Raw genomic sequence first — 16352 nt, 5'->3', positions numbered from 1 at the left:
TCAGAACAGCACGATTTCGCCATGCGACGGCGGCGCCGGGGCGGCGACCGGCGGTGCCACGCGCTCGACCTCGCCCGGTACGATGAACTGTTTCACCCGTCCGTCCGTCGGCCAGAACCGGATCCGCCGCGCGGCATTGCCGCCGGTGCTTTCCGAGGCAACGGGGATGCCCTCGTTCTGGAGGAATTCGCGGGCGAAGGCGACGTTGGAATCGCCGATATCGCGCAGCTGGGTGAGCATCTTGGCGCCGCCAAAGAGCTTGGCGAGCATCCGGTTCTTGCGCGCGCCGCGTTTCAGGAGCCCGTTGATCAGCAACTCCATCGAATAGGCGCCATAGCGCACATCCTCGCCATCGCGCCCGGCCCGGTGCGGCAGCAGGAAATGGTTCATGCCGCCGACGCCAGCAACCGGATCGGTCAGGCAGACCGCCGCGCAGGACCCCAGCACCGTCGAGAGCACGCAGTTCGGATCGTTCGAAATGCGGTACTCGCCCTGGATCACGTTCTCGATCTTTTCCACTGCATGCGTCATTTCGTTGCCACCCTCTTGCCGGTCCCTGTGTCGTCCTTGGCGCAGGCGTGCAGGATCGCCGGGCCGATCTTTTGCAGCGGCAGGCTGATCTGCGCCGCGTCGAGTTGCATCGCCGCGCGCGGCATGCCGTAGACGGTGCTTGTGGCCTTGTCCTGCGCGATGGTCGCGGCGCCGGCGTCGCGCAGCGCTTTAAGCCCCTCGGCGCCATCGCGCCCCATGCCGGTCAGCAGCGCTGCCACCGCCCGCTGCGCCCCCGGCACGGCGGAGTGGAACATGGCATCGACCGAGGGCATGTGACCGGAGATCGGCGCACCCGCCTCCAGCACGATGCGCATTGGCTTGCCGCCCGCGAGCCGCATATGCGCCCGGCTTCCCGCGGCAATCGCGATTTGTCCGTGCCCGATCCGGTCGCCGTCGCGGGCGGGCCTGACCTCAGCGGCGCATTGCCGGTCGAGCAGCCGCGTCAGGCTCTCGCCGAACCCGCCGCCGGTATGTTGCACGATGAAGGTGGGTGGGCAGTCGGCGGGAAAGGCCGAGAGTACGGTGAGCAGCGCATCGACCCCGCCGGTGGAGGCGCCGATCAGGATGAAGCGGTTGCTGTGGCCGAGCGAGGGCGCGTTGCTGCGCGGCTGCGCTGGGGGGCGCGTACCGGTGGCCGGCGCGGACGAGCGGTCTGGGCGTCGCGCGGTGCGGGTCAGGCTGCGCAGCGTTTCGATCAGCAGACTGGCGGGCGCGCCGGTATCCACCGCGAACAGATCCGAGCTGCGCCCCCAAGGAGAATCCGGTGCGCGCGCGCCAGTATCCGGGCGCTCGGTGATCACCAGCCAGCGCACATCGAGCGTGGCGAAGAGCGCGCGCATCACCTCGAACTCCGGCTGGCGCGCCAGCTGCCCGGAGATCAGCACTGCCATCGGTTCGCGCTCTTCCACCTCGGCATAGGTGGTCATGAGATCGTGGGTCTCGGCGATCACTTCGATCTGGGGCGAGCCCCCCACCTCCTGTGCGAGTCTGCGGCGCAGGCTTCTGTCCGGAATGGCGATGATCAGCGAGATCGGACTCATCGGCGCCCCCTTCTTTTCTGGGCTGCCAGACCTGCATCGGCAGGCTGGCGAGACTGGGTTGACCGCAGCCCGTTATGGGCTGCCGGAAGGGCGGGACCAGGCCCCGCCGGGCCGGGCGGCCACGCTCAGAACAGCTCTGGCGCGTTGGCCGCCAGATCCTCCTGCTGCCCGCCGCTTAGTCTCCGGCCGAGCGCGCGTAGCGGAATGGCACGAAGCTCCGGCGTGAGATCCAGCGCGGACTCGGCATCGAGCCGGGGCGAGAGTTTTTCCACGTAGCCCGCCAGCGCGTCGGTGGATTGCGCCAGCATGTCGAGCTCCTGCAATGCGGTCACTGCCACGGTGCCCAGCCGCCCGCTGCCGGCAGCATAGAAATGCTCCATACCCTGTTCGAGCCGCTCCAGCCGGTGTTGCAGGTGACGGATCTCCTGCGACAGCAACCGGGTCGCCTCCGACGGGGACAGGTGGATATCGCTCAGCGGCATGTCAGAGCTTTCCCACCACGCTCTCGATGCATTGCTTCATCGACAGCGAGGTGAACGGCTTTTTGATCATGTTGTTGAGCCCCCATTTCTTGGCGGCGGCGACCATGTCGGGCGTCGGCTTGCCGGTGACGAGGATAAAGCCCATGCGCTGGGTCGCCTTGTTCTGGCGCACCGCCTGTAACAGCGCCAGCCCGTCCATATTGGGCATGTTGAAATCCGACAGCACCAGATGCACCGGGCTCGCGGCGAGGCGGGTCAGCGCCTTTTGCCCGTCATTCTCGGTCTGGTAGTTCTTGATGCCGATCTCGTCGAGCGCCTGGGTGATCAGGCCGCGGCTCGTGGCCATGTCGTCGACCACCATGACGCGCAGGGATTCTTTCAGACTCATTCTCGTCTCCTAGGTCGCGACGGCGGGGCCGGACGCGGATGTCTTGCGATAGGTGGTGACCCCGGCGGTGGTGAGGCTCTGGAGCGCCGGCCCGGAAACTCGCTCGGAATGGCCGATGAACAGGAAGCCGCCGTCGCGCAGCATGCCGGCAAAGCGGCTCCACAGCGTCTTTTGGATGTCGTGATCGAAATAGATCGCCACATTGCGGCAGAAGATTGCGTCGAAGGGGCCGTGGAATGGCCAGGGCTCGATCAGGTTCAGCTCGGCGAAAGAGATCATCTGCCGAGCGGTTTGCGACATCTCGACCTGGTCGTCTTCCTCAGGGCAGGGCTTTGTCCAGGCGCGTCGCAGCTCGGCGGGAATGGTCTCGCTCTCCTCCTTCGGGTAGCGGGCGGCGCGGGCGCGGCGCACGATGGCAGGGTCGATATCGGTGGCCAGAATCCGGACATTGCGTCGCGACGTCTCGGGCAAGGCGTCGAGCAGGGTCATGGCGATGGAGAACGGCTCCTGCCCCGAGGAACAGCCGGCGGACCAAAGACGAATGCGCGGCTGTTTCGCCAGCTGCGGCATTAGTTCGCGTCGCAGCGTGTCGAAATGATGCTTTTCGCGGAAGAAGCTGGTCACATTGGTGGTGAGCGCCGAGATCAGTTCCAGCCGCTCATCCGCCTCTTCCTGCCCGCCGAGCAGGGTCATATAGTCCTGAAAGCTTGAGATATGGCGCGCACGCAGCCGTCGTGCCAGTCGAGAATAGACCAGCGGCTTCTTGCTTTCAGCGAGGCTGAGGCCGAATTCGGCCCGCGCAAGCTGCGCAAGCGCGCGGAAATCCTGATCGGTGAAGCTGAACTCCCGAGATCCCAGATCTGGCGCGGTGGCGGTCATACCGCGCCTCCCATTTCGTTGTCGAGCACCGCGTCGAGATTGACGACGCGGACCATGTTTTCGCCCACCGAAATGACGCCCAGAATGGCCTGCCGCGCTGCTTCGGATTTGATGTCGGGGGTTTCCTGAATCGCGGATTTGTCCACCGAGAGGATCTCGGAGACGGATTCCACCAGCAGCCCGATCGTGGTGCCGCCGGCGGCGGCCACGATCACCACATTGCGCTCATTATCGGGCGTGGTGCCGAGGCCGAAGCGGGCGGCGAGATCGAAGATCGGGATCACCGCGCCGCGCAGGTTCATCACGCCCAGAACATCGTCGGGCGTATGTGGCAGCTTGGTCACCGGGGCCCAGCGGCGGATCTCGCGGATCTGAGTGATTTCGAGGCAGAAACTCTGCTCGCCGGCCGAGAAGGTGATGAATTCGAACTGGGTCTCGGTCGGGGCTTCGGTGACGTCAAGCATGGCGCAGCTCCATTCTGGGGGAGGGGGCGGGGGGCAGGAACGGCGCCCCGGGGTTGAGTTTCACGAGTTCATCGGGGTCGAGGATCAGGGCGATCTTGCCGTCGCCGAGGATCGTTGCGGCCGAGACGCCGGGGATGGCGCCGTAATTGCTCTCGAGGCTCTTGATCACCACCTGTCGCTGGTCGTGGATGCCGCCGACCCGCAACGCGGTGAGGCCCTGGCCCTCGGTGCTGACCAAGAGCAGCACACCGGTGCCGATGGGCGCACGCTCACGCGTGAGCCCGAGATTGCGGGCGACATCGACAATGGGCACATAGGCGCCGCGCACCGAGATCACCTGGCCGGTGGTGCCGATAGAGTGCAGATCCTTGCTGTTGGGGCGGATCGTCTCGATGATCGAGGCGATGGGAATGACCATGGTCTGATCGGCGATGGAGATCACGAAGCCGTCCATCACCGCCAGGGTCAGCGGCAGCACGATGGTGAAGGTGGTGCCGCTGCCGGGAACCGAACTGATCGAGACACGCCCGCCAAGTGCTGCCACCGCGTTCTTGACCACATCCATGCCGACGCCACGGCCCGAGAGGCTGGAGACCTCGGCGGCGGTGGAAAAGCCGGGCAGGAAGAGCAGGTTGTCGACCTCCTGTTCCGAAAGCTCGGCATCGGGCGACACAAGTCCCTTTTCGATGGCCTTTTCCAGGATGCGCGCGCGGTTCAGCCCGGCGCCGTCATCGGCGATTTCAATGAACACGCTGCCGGAGCGGTGCGAGGCCGAGAGCCGGATCGAGCCGGTTGGATCCTTGCCGGCCTCGCGGCGTTTCTGCGGGCTTTCGAGCCCATGATCCACAGCATTGCGCACCATATGGGTGAGCGGGTCGGCGAGCCGTTCGATCACCGTCTTGTCGACCTCGGTGGAATCGCCCACCGTCACCAGCTTGGCCTTCTTGCCGGTGGCTTCCGAGGCCTCGCGCACGATGCGCGACATGCGCTGGAAGAGCGGTTTGACCGGTTGCGCACGGATCGCCATGACACCTTCCTGGATGTCACGGGCGAGCAGCTTGTAGGCTTCGAGCTCATTGGTCAGATGCGCCACTGCGGGCAGTTCCAGCTCTTCGATGCGCTGAGAGATCATCGCCTGATTGATGATCAGCTCGCCGACAGTGTTGATCAGGCGGTCGACGCGTTCGAGATCGACCCGCAGGGTCGGGCGCGGGCCGCGCGGCTCCTCGCGGGCGGCGGCTTGCTGGCTCGTGGATTGCTGCGCCGCGGATTTGGGTTCTGACACTGGCTGTGGCGCAAATGATGGCGGAGAGGGCTCGGAGTCGGCCTCTGCCACCTCGGCTGGCGCGAGCGGTTCCGGCGTCGCCGCAGGGGCCTCATCTCCCTCCTCACGTACCGAAATATCGAGCGTGCAGAGTGCGTCGACGAATTCGAATACCTCGTGCAGCACTGTCTCATCTTCGGCGGTCTCCAGTGACAGCTGCCAGTCGATCACCGCGTCATTGGGATCGAAGGCGTCGAATTCAGGCAACCGGTCGAGATTGGCGCTGACCGAAAGCGTGCCAAGCTCCGCCAGCGCATCGAAGAGCAGCAGCGGCTCGTGGCCGTTGGAATAGAGCGCAGGCGAGGGCTGGAAGCGGATATCGAAATGCCGCATCACCGGCTCGGGCTCGGAAAGGTCGATGGGCACCGGGCCGGTGTCGAAATCCAGCGTCACCGCGTCGAAGGCGAAATCGTCGTTCTTGTCGACATCGCCGAGATAGGTGTCGAGCTCCTTGAGGATCGCGGCCTCCGACTCCGCGTTGGGTTCGCGCTCGTCGCGGGCGGCCTCGACCAGATCGGCGAGCTGATCGCCGGAGCGATGGAAGAGCCGCATCAGCGACTCGTCCACGGAGAGCTCGTGCGAACGCACCTTGTCCATCACGGTTTCGAACGTGTGGGCAAAGTTCACCAGACGGTCGAGCGCGAAGGCACCGGCGCCGCCCTTGATCGAATGCACCGCGCGGAACACCGCGTTGACCACATCCATATCCTCGGCGTTCTCTTCCATCGCCGAGAGCCCCTCGACGAGCGCCTCGAGAAGCTCCTCGCACTCTTCGAAAAACGTATCGCGGATCGAGCTGTTCGACATGGTTACACCACATGCCCGGTAAGACGGCGCAGCACCGAGACCAGCGAGGCGTCGTCGAAGGGTTTCACGATCCAGCCGGTGGCGCCGGCCTCGCGGGCGCGGGTCTTGAGATCGGGGCCGCTTTCGGTGGTCAGCACGATGATCGGCACGGTGGTGCGGTTGGGACCGCTGCGCAGATTCTCGATCACGCCGAACCCGTCCATATTGGGCATGTTGATGTCGGTGATGACGACATCGGGCTCGACCTCGGAAAACTGTTCGACCCCTTCGACCCCGTCGCAGGCCGAATGGTATTCGAAGCCGGCCCCTTCGAGCGAGACGCGCAGCAGGTTACGGATGGTCCGGGAATCGTCGATCGCGAGGACTTTGGTGGTCATTGCATGGGGTCCTTGTCGAAGTGATCGGGGGCCAGGCCGAGCCGTTCGAGCCCGGCGCGGAACGTGTCGGAAGTGTCGGTCAGCCGGAAGGGCAGCCCTTCGCTGGCCCATTGCTTTTCTGCGACCAGCAGAATTTGCAGCCGGTGCGCATCGAGCCGGGCCACGTCGCGGGCCGAGATCGACACCGGCATGTGACGCGCACCCAGCAGGAAGGGCACCAGCGCATCCTCGCCGTTGCGGTTCCGCACGGGTTCGAGAAGGTGGGAGTGAAGGTCGGACATCGTGGGATCGGCACCTCTGGCAGCGTCGCGGGGTCTGTTGCCGGCGGGCCAAATCCGCGCCGGTCCGGGATGAGAAATACGGCGCGTGTCTTAACAAAGCGTTCTGGCGAGTGGTGTTTTCTGCACGCGCTTGCGGTTGTCGGGCGATTTCTTCACAACACGCCTATCAGCGAAAGGAGAACGGCAATGGCGCGCAATGGTGGGCAACTGGTGGTGGAGTGCCTGACGGCGCTGGGCGCACGGCGGGCCTTTGGCGTGCCGGGCGAAAGCTATCTGGCGGTTCTCGACGCGATGCATGACAGCAGGGGGCGGCTCGATTTCGTCAATTGCCGGCAGGAGGGCGGGGCGGCCTTCATGGCGGCGGCGCATGGCAAGCTCACCGGTCAGCCCGGCATCTGCATGGTGACGCGCGGCCCGGGCGCCACCAACGCCTCCATCGGGGTGCATACGGCGATGCAGGACAGCGCGCCGATGCTGCTTCTGGTGGGCCAGATCGCCACCGACATGCGCGGGCGCGAGGCGTTTCAGGAGGTCGACTACCGCGCCGTCTTCGGCACCATGGCGAAATGGGCGGTGGAGATCGACGATGTCGCCCGCGTGCCCGAGATCCTGTCGCGCGCCTGGACGGTGGCCACCACCGGCCGCCCCGGCCCGGTGGTGATCGCGCTGCCCGAGGATATGCTGATGGCCGAGACCGAGACGGCGCCGCTCGACGGGCCGGTGCCGGTCTTCCCGCCCGAGCCCGCGCCGGGCGCCATGGTCGAGGCGCTGGAGATGCTGGAGCGCGCCGAGCGCCCGCTGATCCTGATGGGCGGCGCGCCCTGGGATCGCGAGGCCAGCGCGGCGTTGCAGCGTTTTGCCGAAGGGGCGGACATCCCGGTCGCGACCTCCTTCCGCTATCAGGACCAGTTCGACAATCGCTCGCCGGTGTTCTGCGGCGATGCCGGGGTGGGGATGAGCGCTGCGACCAAGGCGCTTCTGCGCGAGGCCGATGTGATTCTGGCGCTGGGCATCCGGTTCGGCGAGAACATGACCGACGGCTATACGCTCCTCGATGTGCCCGATCCGGTGCAGAAGATCGTGCATGTGCACGCCTCGGACCGCGAGATCGGCAAGGTCTATCGCCCGACGCTGGGCATTCACGCCTCCCCCGAGCGCTTTGCGCTGGCGCTGACGGAGCAGGTTTCCGGCGGCTGGGCGGCGTGGCGCGAGGCGGCGCGGGAGGCGTATCTCGGCTTCATCGACAAGGCGCCGGCGCAGCCCGGTCCGGTGGATATGGTCGCGGTCTGCGCGCATCTGCGCGAGCGGCTGGAAGACCGTGAGCTGGTGCTGACCAATGGCGCGGGCAATTTCACCGTCTGGTCCTCGCGGTTCTTCCGGTTCCAGCCGGGCATCCGGCTGCTGGCGCCGCAATCCGGCGCGATGGGTTACGGGCTGCCGGCGGCGGTGGCGGCCAAGCTGGAGCGCCCCGATGCGGTGGTGCTCTGCTTTGCCGGCGATGGCGATATCCAGATGACGATGCAGGAGCTTGCCAGCGCCCGGCAGGCGGGGGCGGCGGTGATCGTGATCGTGGTCAACAATGGCAGCTACGGCACGATCCGCGCGCATCAGGAGCGCGAATTCCCGGCACGGGTCAGCGCCACCGACCTGCAAAACCCCGATTTCGCGGCGCTTGCGCGGGCTTGTGGCCTGCATGGCGAAGTGGTGTCCGAGACCGCGCAATTCGCCGAGACCTTCGAACGGGCATTGGCGGCGCCCAATGGTGCGCTGCTGGAACTGACGGTGGATACCGAGGCGCTGACGCCGTACCGGACGCTGACGCAGATCCGCGCAGGCTCGTAGGGTGGGCAATTTGCCCACCGCTTCCAGCGTCATCCCACGCAACCGCCCGGCGCGGTGGGCAAATTGCCCACCCTACGGCGCCGCTAGCCCCTGCCGAACCGTGCCCGGAATCGCGCCATCTCGTTCGGCTGCGGCGGCTGGCCGGCAAAGATCGCCACGTAATCGGCGACACGCGCCAGCCGGATCTCCAGCGTCTCCTGCACCTGCATCGAGATATAGCCCATCTGGGTGAGATAGACCGTCCGCGCGCGCACATCCGCCTCTGTCGCGGGCAGGCCGAAACGGGTGAACATGGCGCGAATCGCCGCAAGCCGGGCCTCGTCCGCCGCCTGCACCCGCGCCGCGACCGTCGCGTCGCGATGCGCCCAGCCACGTACCGCGAAATCGAAACGCGGCTCGAACCCGGTTTCCTCCAGAAAGGCGGCAATCAGCGTCAGAACCGCTTCGGGCAGGGTCTCGGCATAGGCCTCGCAGGCGGCCTGGATGGCGCCGGTATTCCGCGCTTCCCAGAGTTCGAGCAATGCCTGAAGAAGGGCACCCCGGTCCTTGAAAAACCAGTAAAAACTCGTGCGGGAGAGGTCCAGCCGTGCAGCCAGAGGCTGGATCTTCACCGCCTCCAGACCGCTCTCGACAAAGGCCTGCCTTGCCGCCTCCAGCCAGAGCTCGCGCGAGCCGCGCCAGCCGGCGGTTTTGTCGGTCTCTGCCTGCGCGTCCTGACTGCTCATGCCAACAGATTAGCCGGTCTTGCAGGGCGCAACAATCGGAAATGGACAGAGGTGATCTCAAACTTGACATAAGTGAACATTTTGCGCAGCGTCACGCCTGTCCAACAGGGAGTCCGCCCATGTCCGCCGATCCGCTGCTCCAGCCGTTCCAGCTCAAGCATCTGACGCTGAAGAATCGCCTGATGCTGTCCTCGCACGAGCCCGCCTATGCCGAGGATGGCATGCCCAAGGCGCGTTATCGCGCCTATCACGCCGAACGGGCGCGGGCGGGGGTCGGGCTGACCATGACGGCGGGCTCGGCCAGCGTGTCGCGCGACAGCCCGCCCGCCTTCAACAATATCCTCGCCTGGAAGGACGAGGTGGTGGGCTGGATGCGCGCGCTGACCGAGGAATGCCACGATCACGGCTGCGCGGTGATGATCCAGCTCACCCATCTGGGCCGCCGCACCCGCTGGGACCGGGGCGACTGGTTGCCGTCGCTCAGCGCCGGGCACGCGCGCGAGGTGGCGCACCGGGCCTTTCCGAAAAAGGCCGAGGACTGGGATATCGCGCGGGTGATCGCGGATTACGCCGATGCCGCCGAGCGGATGCAGGCCGCAGGGCTCGACGGGATCGAGCTCGAAGCCTACGGCCACCTGATGGACCAGTTCTGGACGCCGCTGGTCAATGAGATGGAGGCGCCCTATGGCGGGTCGCTCGACAACCGCATGCGCTTTGCCATGGAGGTGCTGGGCGCGATCCGCGAGCGGGTGGGCGCCGACTTTATCGTCGGCATCCGCTACGCGGCGGATGAGGTGGAGCAGGGCGGCATCACGAAAGCCGAGGGGATGGAGATCACGCGGCGGCTCAAAGCCAGTGGGCTGGTGGATTTCCTCAATGTCATCCGGGGCCATATCGACACCGACGCGGCGCTGACCGATGTGATCCCGGTGCAGGGCATGCGCAGCGCCCCGCATCTGGATTTCGCCGGAGAGATCCGCGCCGAGGCACAGATCCCCACCCTGCACGCCGCCAAGATCCAGGACGTGGCCACCGCCCGCCACGCCATCGCCAGCGGCAAGCTCGATATCGTCGGCATGACCCGCGCGCATATGGCCGACCCGCATATCGTCGCCAAGATCCTGCGCGGCGAGGAGGACCGGATCCGGCCCTGCGTCGGCGCCAATTACTGCCTCGACCGGATCTATATGGGTGGCGGCGCACTCTGCCTGCACAACCCCTCGACGGGGCGCGAGCTGGAGCTGCCGCACGAGATCGCGCCGGCGACGGAGACACGCCGCGTGGTGATCGTGGGCGCGGGCCCCGCGGGGCTGGAGGCGGCGCGGGTTGCGGCGCTGCGTGGCCATGAGGTGGTGGTGCACGAGGCGGCGAACGATCCCGGCGGGCAGGTGCGGCTCACCGCGCAGACGCCGCGCCGGGCCGAGATGATGTCGCTGATCGACTGGCGCTTTGCCGAATGCGAGCGCCTGGGGGTGCGCTTTCATTTCAACAGCTTCGCCGATGCCGACACCGTACGGGCCGAGGCGCCGGACGTGGTGATCGTCGCCACCGGGGGGCTGCCCCATGCGGAGGGGCTGGCGGAGGGCGACGGGCTGGTGGTGACCGCCTGGGATATCCTCTCGGGCGATGCGCGCCCCGGCAGCAATGTGCTGATCTTTGACGACGCGGGGGATTTCGCGGCGCTTCAGGCCGCCGAGACCATCGCCGCCACCGGTGCGTCGGTGGAGATCGTCACCCGCGACCGCAATATCGCCTCCGAGGTCATGGGCATGTCGCTGACACCGTCACTGCGCGCGCTTCAGGGCCGCGACGTGCGTTTCACCGTGACCTGGAAGCTCGACGCGGTGCGCCGGGCAGGCAACGTGCTGGAGGCGCAGCTCGGCAGCGATTACGGCGCCTTCACCCGGACCCGCGAGGTCGATCAGGTGGTGGTCAATCTCGGCACAAGGCCGCTCGACGATCTTTATTTCGAGCTGCGCCCGGGCTCGGTCAATCTCGGAGAGGTGGATTATGAGGCGCTGGTGGCGCTGGCGCCGCAGGACGTGCGCCGCAATCCGGAGGGCGCCTATCGGCTCTTCCGCATCGGCGACGCGGTATCGGCCCGCAACACCCACGCGGCGATCTACGACGCGCTGCGGTTGTCGCGGGCGCTTTGACAGCGCCGGCACCGGATGGCCATATCCGGCTCAAGGGCAGGGCGGCTGGCCGCCGGCTGTTGCCTGCCGGGGCTGGTGAGCTATCCTGCGAAGCAACGCCGCGCGTTGCAGAGGTGCCTGCGCGGTCCGGGAAACAGCGCAGGCGGTCCGATGATGAAACTGTTCAATCCGCGTGGTCTTTTGATCGCTGCTGCGCTTGTCGCAACCGTGGTGGCCAACACGCTCTCGGCGCAGGAGATCGAGTTCGGCCCGAATCTGCGCTCGATGGATTTCGCGGATGTCTTCGACAGCAGCGTCGAGGCGCGTGCGAGTATGTGGAACAAGTTTCACGCGAACGGGCTACGCCGCATCGTGATCTCGCAGGCGCTGGTGTCGCCCTTCGCGCCGGATCATTCCAGGCGCCCGGACGGCACCTATCTGTCCGATGGCGATCTCGCGAATTTGCGGCGCACACTCAATCGCGGTGCGTCCGCCGCAGATGATTTTCGCGTCACATATGTTGCGGGCTACGGTCTGGGCGTCTCTGGTTGTGCACCGGGGGCCGATCCGGCGCAAACCGCGAACGCCGCCGCCGAGTGGGAGTTCAGACGGATCGTCCGGCGAGTGCTGGATGCGGGCGTTCCGATCCGGGCGATTGATGTCGATGGCCCGTTCCTGCGGCTGCTCGACGGATCGCGGAAGGCATATAGCTGTGCGGAAACCGCAACCGGTCGGGGGTATTCGGATCGCGGTGCGGCGCGGGTCGCGCTGCTTTATATGAAGCGGCTGAGGGATCTGACCAACGCGCACGCCACCAACCGCGCCGCCGGTGTGACGGTGGACATGGCGCTGCTGGTCAACCTTCCGAACTGGGCGGCAGGTCGGCATTCCGCGCTGAAGACCGCAGGCAAAACCACCGACGTGATGACGGGGGTGCTCTCGGAACTCAAGCTCGCAATGGAGGCTGACAAGGATCGCCCACTCGCCCTCAGCGGCGCGGTCGTCGACTATCCTTATAATCACGCCAAGGCCGATCCGGCGGCGTTTCGTGCAAAGACGGCGGCACTGTTGGAGATCCTCAAAACCTTGCCCCGCACACGGGCAAAGCTGACCATCGTGACCAACACGAATTATGCGCTCTATCCCGGTCTCGACATGCCGCGCTACCGCAAATACCGCGGGACGGTCCGCTGTGTCTGGCAGGACAACTGGCAGATCTCGGGGGGCAGTCTGCCCTACCTTCCCTACGAAAACGCCCGCGGAAGAAAGATGCCGCGCGATTGCGTATCCGAACAGAATGCCGCCGATGCACGGTACTGGGACGAGTCGGTGGCCTTTGCCCGCAACATCGCCTCTGGCCGGTGGCGCAGCGAGTCCGTGGCGCTTGGCGATATCGCCGCGTTCCGTTTCACCTCCTGGCACGAAATGCCGGTGAGCACTCTGTCGACCATGAACAGAACGTTGCGCTTCAAGCTTTACGGAAAGTGACGCCGCCGCTTGCGTCGGAGACTGTGCAAGTGCCAAAGGCACCGCCACGCAGATGCGAAACAAGCAAAAACCGGATTGGAAAGTGGTGCTGCTGGAGAGAATTGAACTCTCGACCTCTCCCTTACCAAGGGAGTGCTCTACCTCTGAGCTACAGCAGCGCCGGGGCGCCTTATCAGCGTGGCGGGTGATTAGACGCAAATTGATTCCGGTGCAAGCGCAATCTGGACGGTTTTTCACCCCTGCTTTAAAGAAGGCTCATGGAGCGCAAGACAGGCAGCCAGAAACCCACGCCGAAAGACCGCGATACGCGGCTGAAAGCGGCGCTGAAGGCGAATCTCGCCCGGCGCAAGCAACAGGCAAAGGCACGCGGCGCGGCAAAGCCCGCGTCCGAACAGAGCAGTGAAAAGGACCCCTAGGAAATGGATTCCATCCTCGTCACCGGGAACGGCCCGCTTTCCGGCCAGATTCCCATCGCAGGGGCCAAGAACGCCTGCCTGACCCTCATGCCGGCGACGCTGCTCTCCGACGAGCCGCTGACGCTGACCAATGCGCCGCGCCTGTCGGACATCCGCACCATGACGCTGCTGCTGCAATCGCTGGGCGCCGAGGTGCAGGGGCTTCAGGACAATCAGGTGCTGGCGATGTCGAGCCACGACCTGACCGGCACCCGCGCCGAATACGATATCGTGCGCAAGATGCGCGCCTCGATCCTCGTGCTGGGCCCGCTGCTGGCGCGCTACGGCCATGCGGAAGTGTCGCTGCCCGGCGGCTGTGCCATCGGCGCGCGGCCTGTCGATCTGCATCTGCGCGCGCTGGAGGCGATGGGCGCCGAGCTCGAGCTGAAAGAGGGCTATGTGCACGCCAAGGCGCCGTCGGGCGGGCTGCGCGGCGGGGAGGTGGAGTTTCCGCTGGTCTCGGTCGGCGCCACCGAGAATGCGCTGATGGCGGCGACGCTGGCCAACGGCACCACGGTGCTGAAAAACGCCGCGCGCGAGCCGGAGATTGTCGATCTGGCGCAATGCCTGCGCAAGATGGGCGCGCAGATCTCGGGCGAGGGCACGGATACCATCGAGATCCAGGGCGTCGCCCGGCTGGGCGGGGCGACCCACCGCGTGGTCACCGACCGGATCGAGCTTGGCACCTATATGCTGGCGCCGGCGATCTGCGGCGGCGAGGTGGAATGCCTCGGCGGCACCATCGCGCTGGTCGAGAGCTTTTGCGAAAAGCTCGATGCCGCCGGGGTCTCGGTCGAGGAGACGCCGGACGGGCTCAAGGTGTCGCGCAGGAACGGCGCGGTGCGCGCGGTCGATGTGGTGACCGAGCCCTTCCCGGGCTTTCCCACCGATCTTCAGGCGCAGATGATGGCGCTGCTCTGCACCGCCGAGGGCACCAGTGTGCTGGAGGAGAAGATCTTCGAGAATCGCTTTATGCATGCGCCGGAGCTGATGCGCATGGGCGCCCGGATCGACGTGCATGGCGGCACCGCCACCGTGACCGGCGTGGAGAAGCTCAAAGGCGCGCCGGTGATGGCCACCGATCTGCGCGCCAGCGTGTCGCTGATCCTCGCGGGGCTTGCGGCAGAGGGCGAAACCGTGTTGAGCCGGGTCTACCATCTCGACCGCGGCTACGAGCATGTGGTGAGCAAGCTGAGCGCGGTGGGCGCAAAGATCGAACGGGTGAAGGGCGATTGACGGACGCACGGTTTGAAGACGCAGGCGGCACGCCGCTGAATCTGGGCGCGATGGACCCGGAGGATCTGCAAGTGCTCTCGGCGCTGTTGCAGGACGCGGTGCTGACCGTGGGCGATGTCGCTTTCCAGAAACGCCACCAGCGGCTGACGCTGCTGGTCAACCGGCTGCGCCGCGAGGATGGTCAGCATGTGCAGCCGCCCGAACGGGTGCGGGCGCTGGTCTCGGTCGAGAACGTGCTCGGCGTGTCGAGCCAGGGTGTGGCGCGCGAGGAGCGCGACACGGTGCTGTCGCTGCTCTCGGTCGATTTCGAGCCGGGCGAGGAGGGCAGCGGCTTCGTGGTCTTCACGCTCGCCGGCGACGGCGCGCTGCGCGCCCGGGTCGAGGCGCTGGAGCTGCGGCTGCGCGACGTGACGCGGCCTTACCGGGCGGTGTCGGGCAGGATGCCCGATCACGGCGCCTGAGGGCCGGCGGCGCGACCTGAGTATTTGAGGGAAAGATGAAAGGGCGGCGGCAGGCTTGAGATGGCGTGGCCGGCGTTCTATGAGCGGCAGGAGCTTGCGAAAGGATCCGTCATGCCCGTCTTTCTCGACACCACCGAATCGGATTTCGAGATCGAGTTCGCCCGGCTGCTGAGCGCCAAGCGCGAGGACAGCCCGGATGTGGACGACACCGTCGCGGCGATCATTGCCGATGTGCGCGCCCGCGGCGACGCGGCGCTGATCGAGCTGACGGCGAAGTTCGACCGGCTGGAGCTGGCGCCCGGCGCGCTGGCCTTCACGCCCGAGGAGATCGACGCGCATTGCGCCGCAGTGCCCGATGCCGAACGCGCGGCACTGGAAAAGGCTGCCGAGCGCATCCGCGCCTATCATGTCCGCCAGATGCCCGAGAACGCGCTCTGGACCGATCCCGACGGCGCCACGCTGGGCTGGCGCTGGACGCCGGTCTCGGCGGCGGGGCTCTATGTGCCGGGCGGGCTGGCGAGCTACCCGTCCTCGGTGCTGATGAACGCGATTCCCGCCAAGGTGGCGGGGGTCGAGCGGCTCTGTATCTGCGTGCCCACGCCCGACGGCGTGGTGAATCCGTTGGTGCTGCTGGCCGCGCGCATCGCCGGGGTGGACGAGATCTATCGCATCGGCGGCGCCCAGGCGATCGCGGCGCTGGCCTATGGCACCGAAAGCGTGGCGCCGGTGGACAAGATCACCGGGCCGGGCAACGCCTTTGTGGCGGCGGCCAAGCGGCGGGTCTTCGGCAAGGTCGGCATCGACATGATCGCGGGGCCCTCCGAGATCCTAGTGATTGCGGATAGTGACAACGATCCTGAGTTCATCGCGCTCGATCTGATGAGCCAGGCCGAGCATGACGAGAGCGCCCAGTCGATCCTGATCACCGACAATGCGGAATTCGGCCAGGCGGTCGCGGCGGAGGTCGAGCGGCAGCTCGAGGTGCTGGAGCGCGGCGCCATCGCCGGCGCCAGCTGGCGCGATTTCGGCGCGGTGATCGTCGCGCGCGATCTCGACGAGGCGGCGGCGCTCTCGGACCGCGTCGCACCCGAGCATCTGGAGCTTTGCGTCGCCGATCCGCTGGCGCTTTCGGAAAAGATCCACCATGCGGGGGCGATCTTCCTCGGGCAATGGACGCCCGAGGCCATCGGCGATTATGTCGGCGGGCCCAACCATGTGTTGCCCACGGCGCGCTCGGCGCGCTTCTCCTCGGGGCTCTCGGCGCTGGATTTCCTCAAGCGCACCACGCTGGCGCAGATGTCGCCGCAGGCGCTGCGCGCCATCGGCCCCGCCGCCGAGGTTCTGGCCAGCTCGGAAAGTCTTCAGGCGCACGGGCTGAGCGTCACCGCGCGGCTGCGCAAGCTCAACGAGTAGGGA

17 protein-coding genes and 1 tRNA gene are annotated in these 16352 nt (G+C 66.5%); 7 read left to right on the top strand and 11 right to left on the bottom strand.

Annotated elements, in window-relative coordinates; all coding sequences use genetic code 11:
* The 9 genes from Ga0080574_RS05585 to Ga0080574_RS05545 form a co-directional block, all read right to left on the bottom strand.
* Positions 1 to 531 carry a chemotaxis protein CheD gene (locus Ga0080574_RS05585; protein ID WP_076695910.1) on the bottom strand — a complete coding sequence of 177 codons (531 nt, stop codon included), beginning with the start codon at positions 529 to 531 and terminating at the stop codon, positions 1 to 3.
* Positions 528 to 1592 carry a CheB methylesterase domain-containing protein gene (locus tag Ga0080574_RS05580; protein ID WP_076695908.1) on the bottom strand — a complete coding sequence of 355 codons (1065 nt, stop codon included), beginning with the start codon at positions 1590 to 1592 and terminating at the stop codon, positions 528 to 530. Before Ga0080574_RS05580 ends, Ga0080574_RS05585 begins: the two co-directional genes overlap by 4 nt.
* Positions 1593 to 1717: 125 nt before the next feature.
* Positions 1718 to 2074: a DUF8776 family protein gene (locus tag Ga0080574_RS05575; RefSeq protein ID WP_076695906.1), complete on the bottom strand. Its 357-nt coding sequence runs from the start codon at positions 2072 to 2074 to the stop codon at positions 1718 to 1720.
* A gap of 1 nt (position 2075) precedes the next feature.
* On the bottom strand, positions 2076 to 2462 hold the full coding sequence (locus Ga0080574_RS05570; RefSeq protein ID WP_076695904.1) for a response regulator: 387 nt from the start codon (positions 2460 to 2462) through the stop codon (positions 2076 to 2078).
* Positions 2463 to 2471: 9 nt separating this feature from the next.
* Positions 2472 to 3341, bottom strand: coding sequence for a CheR family methyltransferase (locus Ga0080574_RS05565; RefSeq protein WP_076695902.1), 870 nt, complete (start codon positions 3339 to 3341; stop codon positions 2472 to 2474).
* Positions 3338 to 3805, bottom strand: coding sequence for a chemotaxis protein CheW (locus Ga0080574_RS05560; RefSeq protein WP_076695900.1), 468 nt, complete (start codon positions 3803 to 3805; stop codon positions 3338 to 3340). Before Ga0080574_RS05560 ends, Ga0080574_RS05565 begins: the two co-directional genes overlap by 4 nt.
* Positions 3798 to 5936, bottom strand: a complete 2139-nt coding sequence (locus Ga0080574_RS05555) for a chemotaxis protein CheA (protein WP_076695898.1) — start codon at positions 5934 to 5936, stop codon at positions 3798 to 3800. Before Ga0080574_RS05555 ends, Ga0080574_RS05560 begins: the two co-directional genes overlap by 8 nt.
* A gap of 2 nt (positions 5937 to 5938) precedes the next feature.
* Complete coding sequence (locus tag Ga0080574_RS05550; protein WP_076695896.1) at positions 5939 to 6313, bottom strand: response regulator; 375 nt, start codon at positions 6311 to 6313, stop codon at positions 5939 to 5941.
* Positions 6310 to 6594 carry a hypothetical protein gene (locus Ga0080574_RS05545; RefSeq protein ID WP_076695894.1) on the bottom strand — a complete coding sequence of 95 codons (285 nt, stop codon included), beginning with the start codon at positions 6592 to 6594 and terminating at the stop codon, positions 6310 to 6312. The genes Ga0080574_RS05550 and Ga0080574_RS05545 overlap by 4 nt, the downstream gene beginning before the upstream one ends.
* Before the next feature lie 186 nt (positions 6595 to 6780).
* Between Ga0080574_RS05545 and Ga0080574_RS05540 the strand changes: the two genes are divergently transcribed.
* A complete protein-coding gene (locus Ga0080574_RS05540; RefSeq protein WP_076695892.1) occupies positions 6781 to 8436 on the top strand; it encodes a thiamine pyrophosphate-dependent enzyme in 1656 nt (551 codons plus the stop codon).
* An 83-nt stretch (positions 8437 to 8519) separates the two neighbouring features.
* On the opposite strand, the gene Ga0080574_RS05535 is transcribed toward Ga0080574_RS05540, so the two are convergent.
* Entirely contained in the window at positions 8520 to 9161 is a 642-nt protein-coding gene (locus Ga0080574_RS05535; RefSeq protein ID WP_076695890.1) for a TetR/AcrR family transcriptional regulator, read from the bottom strand.
* A gap of 119 nt (positions 9162 to 9280) precedes the next feature.
* Here Ga0080574_RS05535 and Ga0080574_RS05530 point away from each other — a divergent pair, with 119 nt between their 5' ends.
* Complete coding sequence (locus tag Ga0080574_RS05530) at positions 9281 to 11317, top strand: NADH:flavin oxidoreductase (RefSeq protein WP_076695888.1); 2037 nt, start codon at positions 9281 to 9283, stop codon at positions 11315 to 11317.
* A gap of 264 nt (positions 11318 to 11581) precedes the next feature.
* Positions 11582 to 12784 (top strand): hypothetical protein, encoded by a 1203-nt coding sequence (locus tag Ga0080574_RS05525; RefSeq protein ID WP_156876305.1) that lies wholly within the window; start codon positions 11582 to 11584, stop codon positions 12782 to 12784.
* An 83-nt stretch (positions 12785 to 12867) separates the two neighbouring features.
* Here Ga0080574_RS05525 and Ga0080574_RS05520 read toward each other — a convergent pair.
* Positions 12868 to 12942, bottom strand: a tRNA-Thr gene (locus Ga0080574_RS05520).
* Positions 12943 to 13041: 99 nt separating this feature from the next.
* On the opposite strand from Ga0080574_RS05520, the gene Ga0080574_RS26180 reads away from it, so the two are divergent.
* The 4 genes from Ga0080574_RS26180 (at position 13042) to hisD (ending at position 16349) form a co-directional block, all read left to right on the top strand.
* The gene (locus Ga0080574_RS26180) at positions 13042 to 13200 is read left to right on the top strand and encodes a hypothetical protein (protein ID WP_198039776.1); all 159 of its coding nucleotides are present in this window, start codon (positions 13042 to 13044) and stop codon (positions 13198 to 13200) included.
* Positions 13201 to 13203: 3 nt separating this feature from the next.
* Positions 13204 to 14475 (top strand): UDP-N-acetylglucosamine 1-carboxyvinyltransferase, encoded by a 1272-nt coding sequence (gene murA, locus Ga0080574_RS05515; RefSeq protein ID WP_076695884.1) that lies wholly within the window; start codon positions 13204 to 13206, stop codon positions 14473 to 14475.
* Positions 14472 to 14936, top strand: a complete 465-nt coding sequence (locus tag Ga0080574_RS05510) for a DUF2948 family protein (RefSeq protein ID WP_076695882.1) — start codon at positions 14472 to 14474, stop codon at positions 14934 to 14936. Before murA ends, Ga0080574_RS05510 begins: the two co-directional genes overlap by 4 nt.
* Positions 14937 to 15047: 111 nt before the next feature.
* Positions 15048 to 16349 (top strand): histidinol dehydrogenase, encoded by a 1302-nt coding sequence (hisD, locus tag Ga0080574_RS05505; RefSeq protein ID WP_076705701.1) that lies wholly within the window; start codon positions 15048 to 15050, stop codon positions 16347 to 16349.
* Positions 16350 to 16352: the final 3 nt, after the last annotated feature.

The sequence above is a fragment of the Salipiger abyssi genome, from assembly GCF_001975705.1.
GTDB lineage: Bacteria > Pseudomonadota > Alphaproteobacteria > Rhodobacterales > Rhodobacteraceae > Salipiger > Salipiger abyssi.
This window is presented reverse-complemented; position numbering and strand designations above follow the sequence as displayed.

Bases quoted from the DNA above. Each gene is read 5' to 3' on its own strand.
- Ga0080574_RS05585 (WP_076695910.1), bottom strand. From the start codon at position 531: ATGACGCATGCAGTGGAAAAGATCGAGAACGTGATCCAGGGCGAGTAC.
- Ga0080574_RS05580 (WP_076695908.1), bottom strand. From the start codon at position 1,592: ATGAGTCCGATCTCGCTGATCATCGCCATTCCGGACAGAAGCCTGCGC.
- Ga0080574_RS05575 (WP_076695906.1), bottom strand. From the start codon at position 2,074: ATGCCGCTGAGCGATATCCACCTGTCCCCGTCGGAGGCGACCCGGTTG.
- Ga0080574_RS05570 (WP_076695904.1), bottom strand. From the start codon at position 2,462: ATGAGTCTGAAAGAATCCCTGCGCGTCATGGTGGTCGACGACATGGCC.
- Ga0080574_RS05565 (WP_076695902.1), bottom strand. From the start codon at position 3,341: ATGACCGCCACCGCGCCAGATCTGGGATCTCGGGAGTTCAGCTTCACC.
- Ga0080574_RS05560 (WP_076695900.1), bottom strand. From the start codon at position 3,805: ATGCTTGACGTCACCGAAGCCCCGACCGAGACCCAGTTCGAATTCATC.
- Ga0080574_RS05555 (WP_076695898.1), bottom strand. From the start codon at position 5,936: ATGTCGAACAGCTCGATCCGCGATACGTTTTTCGAAGAGTGCGAGGAG.
- Ga0080574_RS05550 (WP_076695896.1), bottom strand. From the start codon at position 6,313: ATGACCACCAAAGTCCTCGCGATCGACGATTCCCGGACCATCCGTAAC.
- Ga0080574_RS05545 (WP_076695894.1), bottom strand. From the start codon at position 6,594: ATGTCCGACCTTCACTCCCACCTTCTCGAACCCGTGCGGAACCGCAAC.
- Ga0080574_RS05540 (WP_076695892.1), top strand. From the start codon at position 6,781: ATGGCGCGCAATGGTGGGCAACTGGTGGTGGAGTGCCTGACGGCGCTG.
- Ga0080574_RS05535 (WP_076695890.1), bottom strand. From the start codon at position 9,161: ATGAGCAGTCAGGACGCGCAGGCAGAGACCGACAAAACCGCCGGCTGG.
- Ga0080574_RS05530 (WP_076695888.1), top strand. From the start codon at position 9,281: ATGTCCGCCGATCCGCTGCTCCAGCCGTTCCAGCTCAAGCATCTGACG.
- Ga0080574_RS05525 (WP_156876305.1), top strand. From the start codon at position 11,582: ATGGATTTCGCGGATGTCTTCGACAGCAGCGTCGAGGCGCGTGCGAGT.
- Ga0080574_RS26180 (WP_198039776.1), top strand. From the start codon at position 13,042: ATGGAGCGCAAGACAGGCAGCCAGAAACCCACGCCGAAAGACCGCGAT.
- murA (WP_076695884.1), top strand. From the start codon at position 13,204: ATGGATTCCATCCTCGTCACCGGGAACGGCCCGCTTTCCGGCCAGATT.
- hisD (WP_076705701.1), top strand. From the start codon at position 15,048: ATGCCCGTCTTTCTCGACACCACCGAATCGGATTTCGAGATCGAGTTC.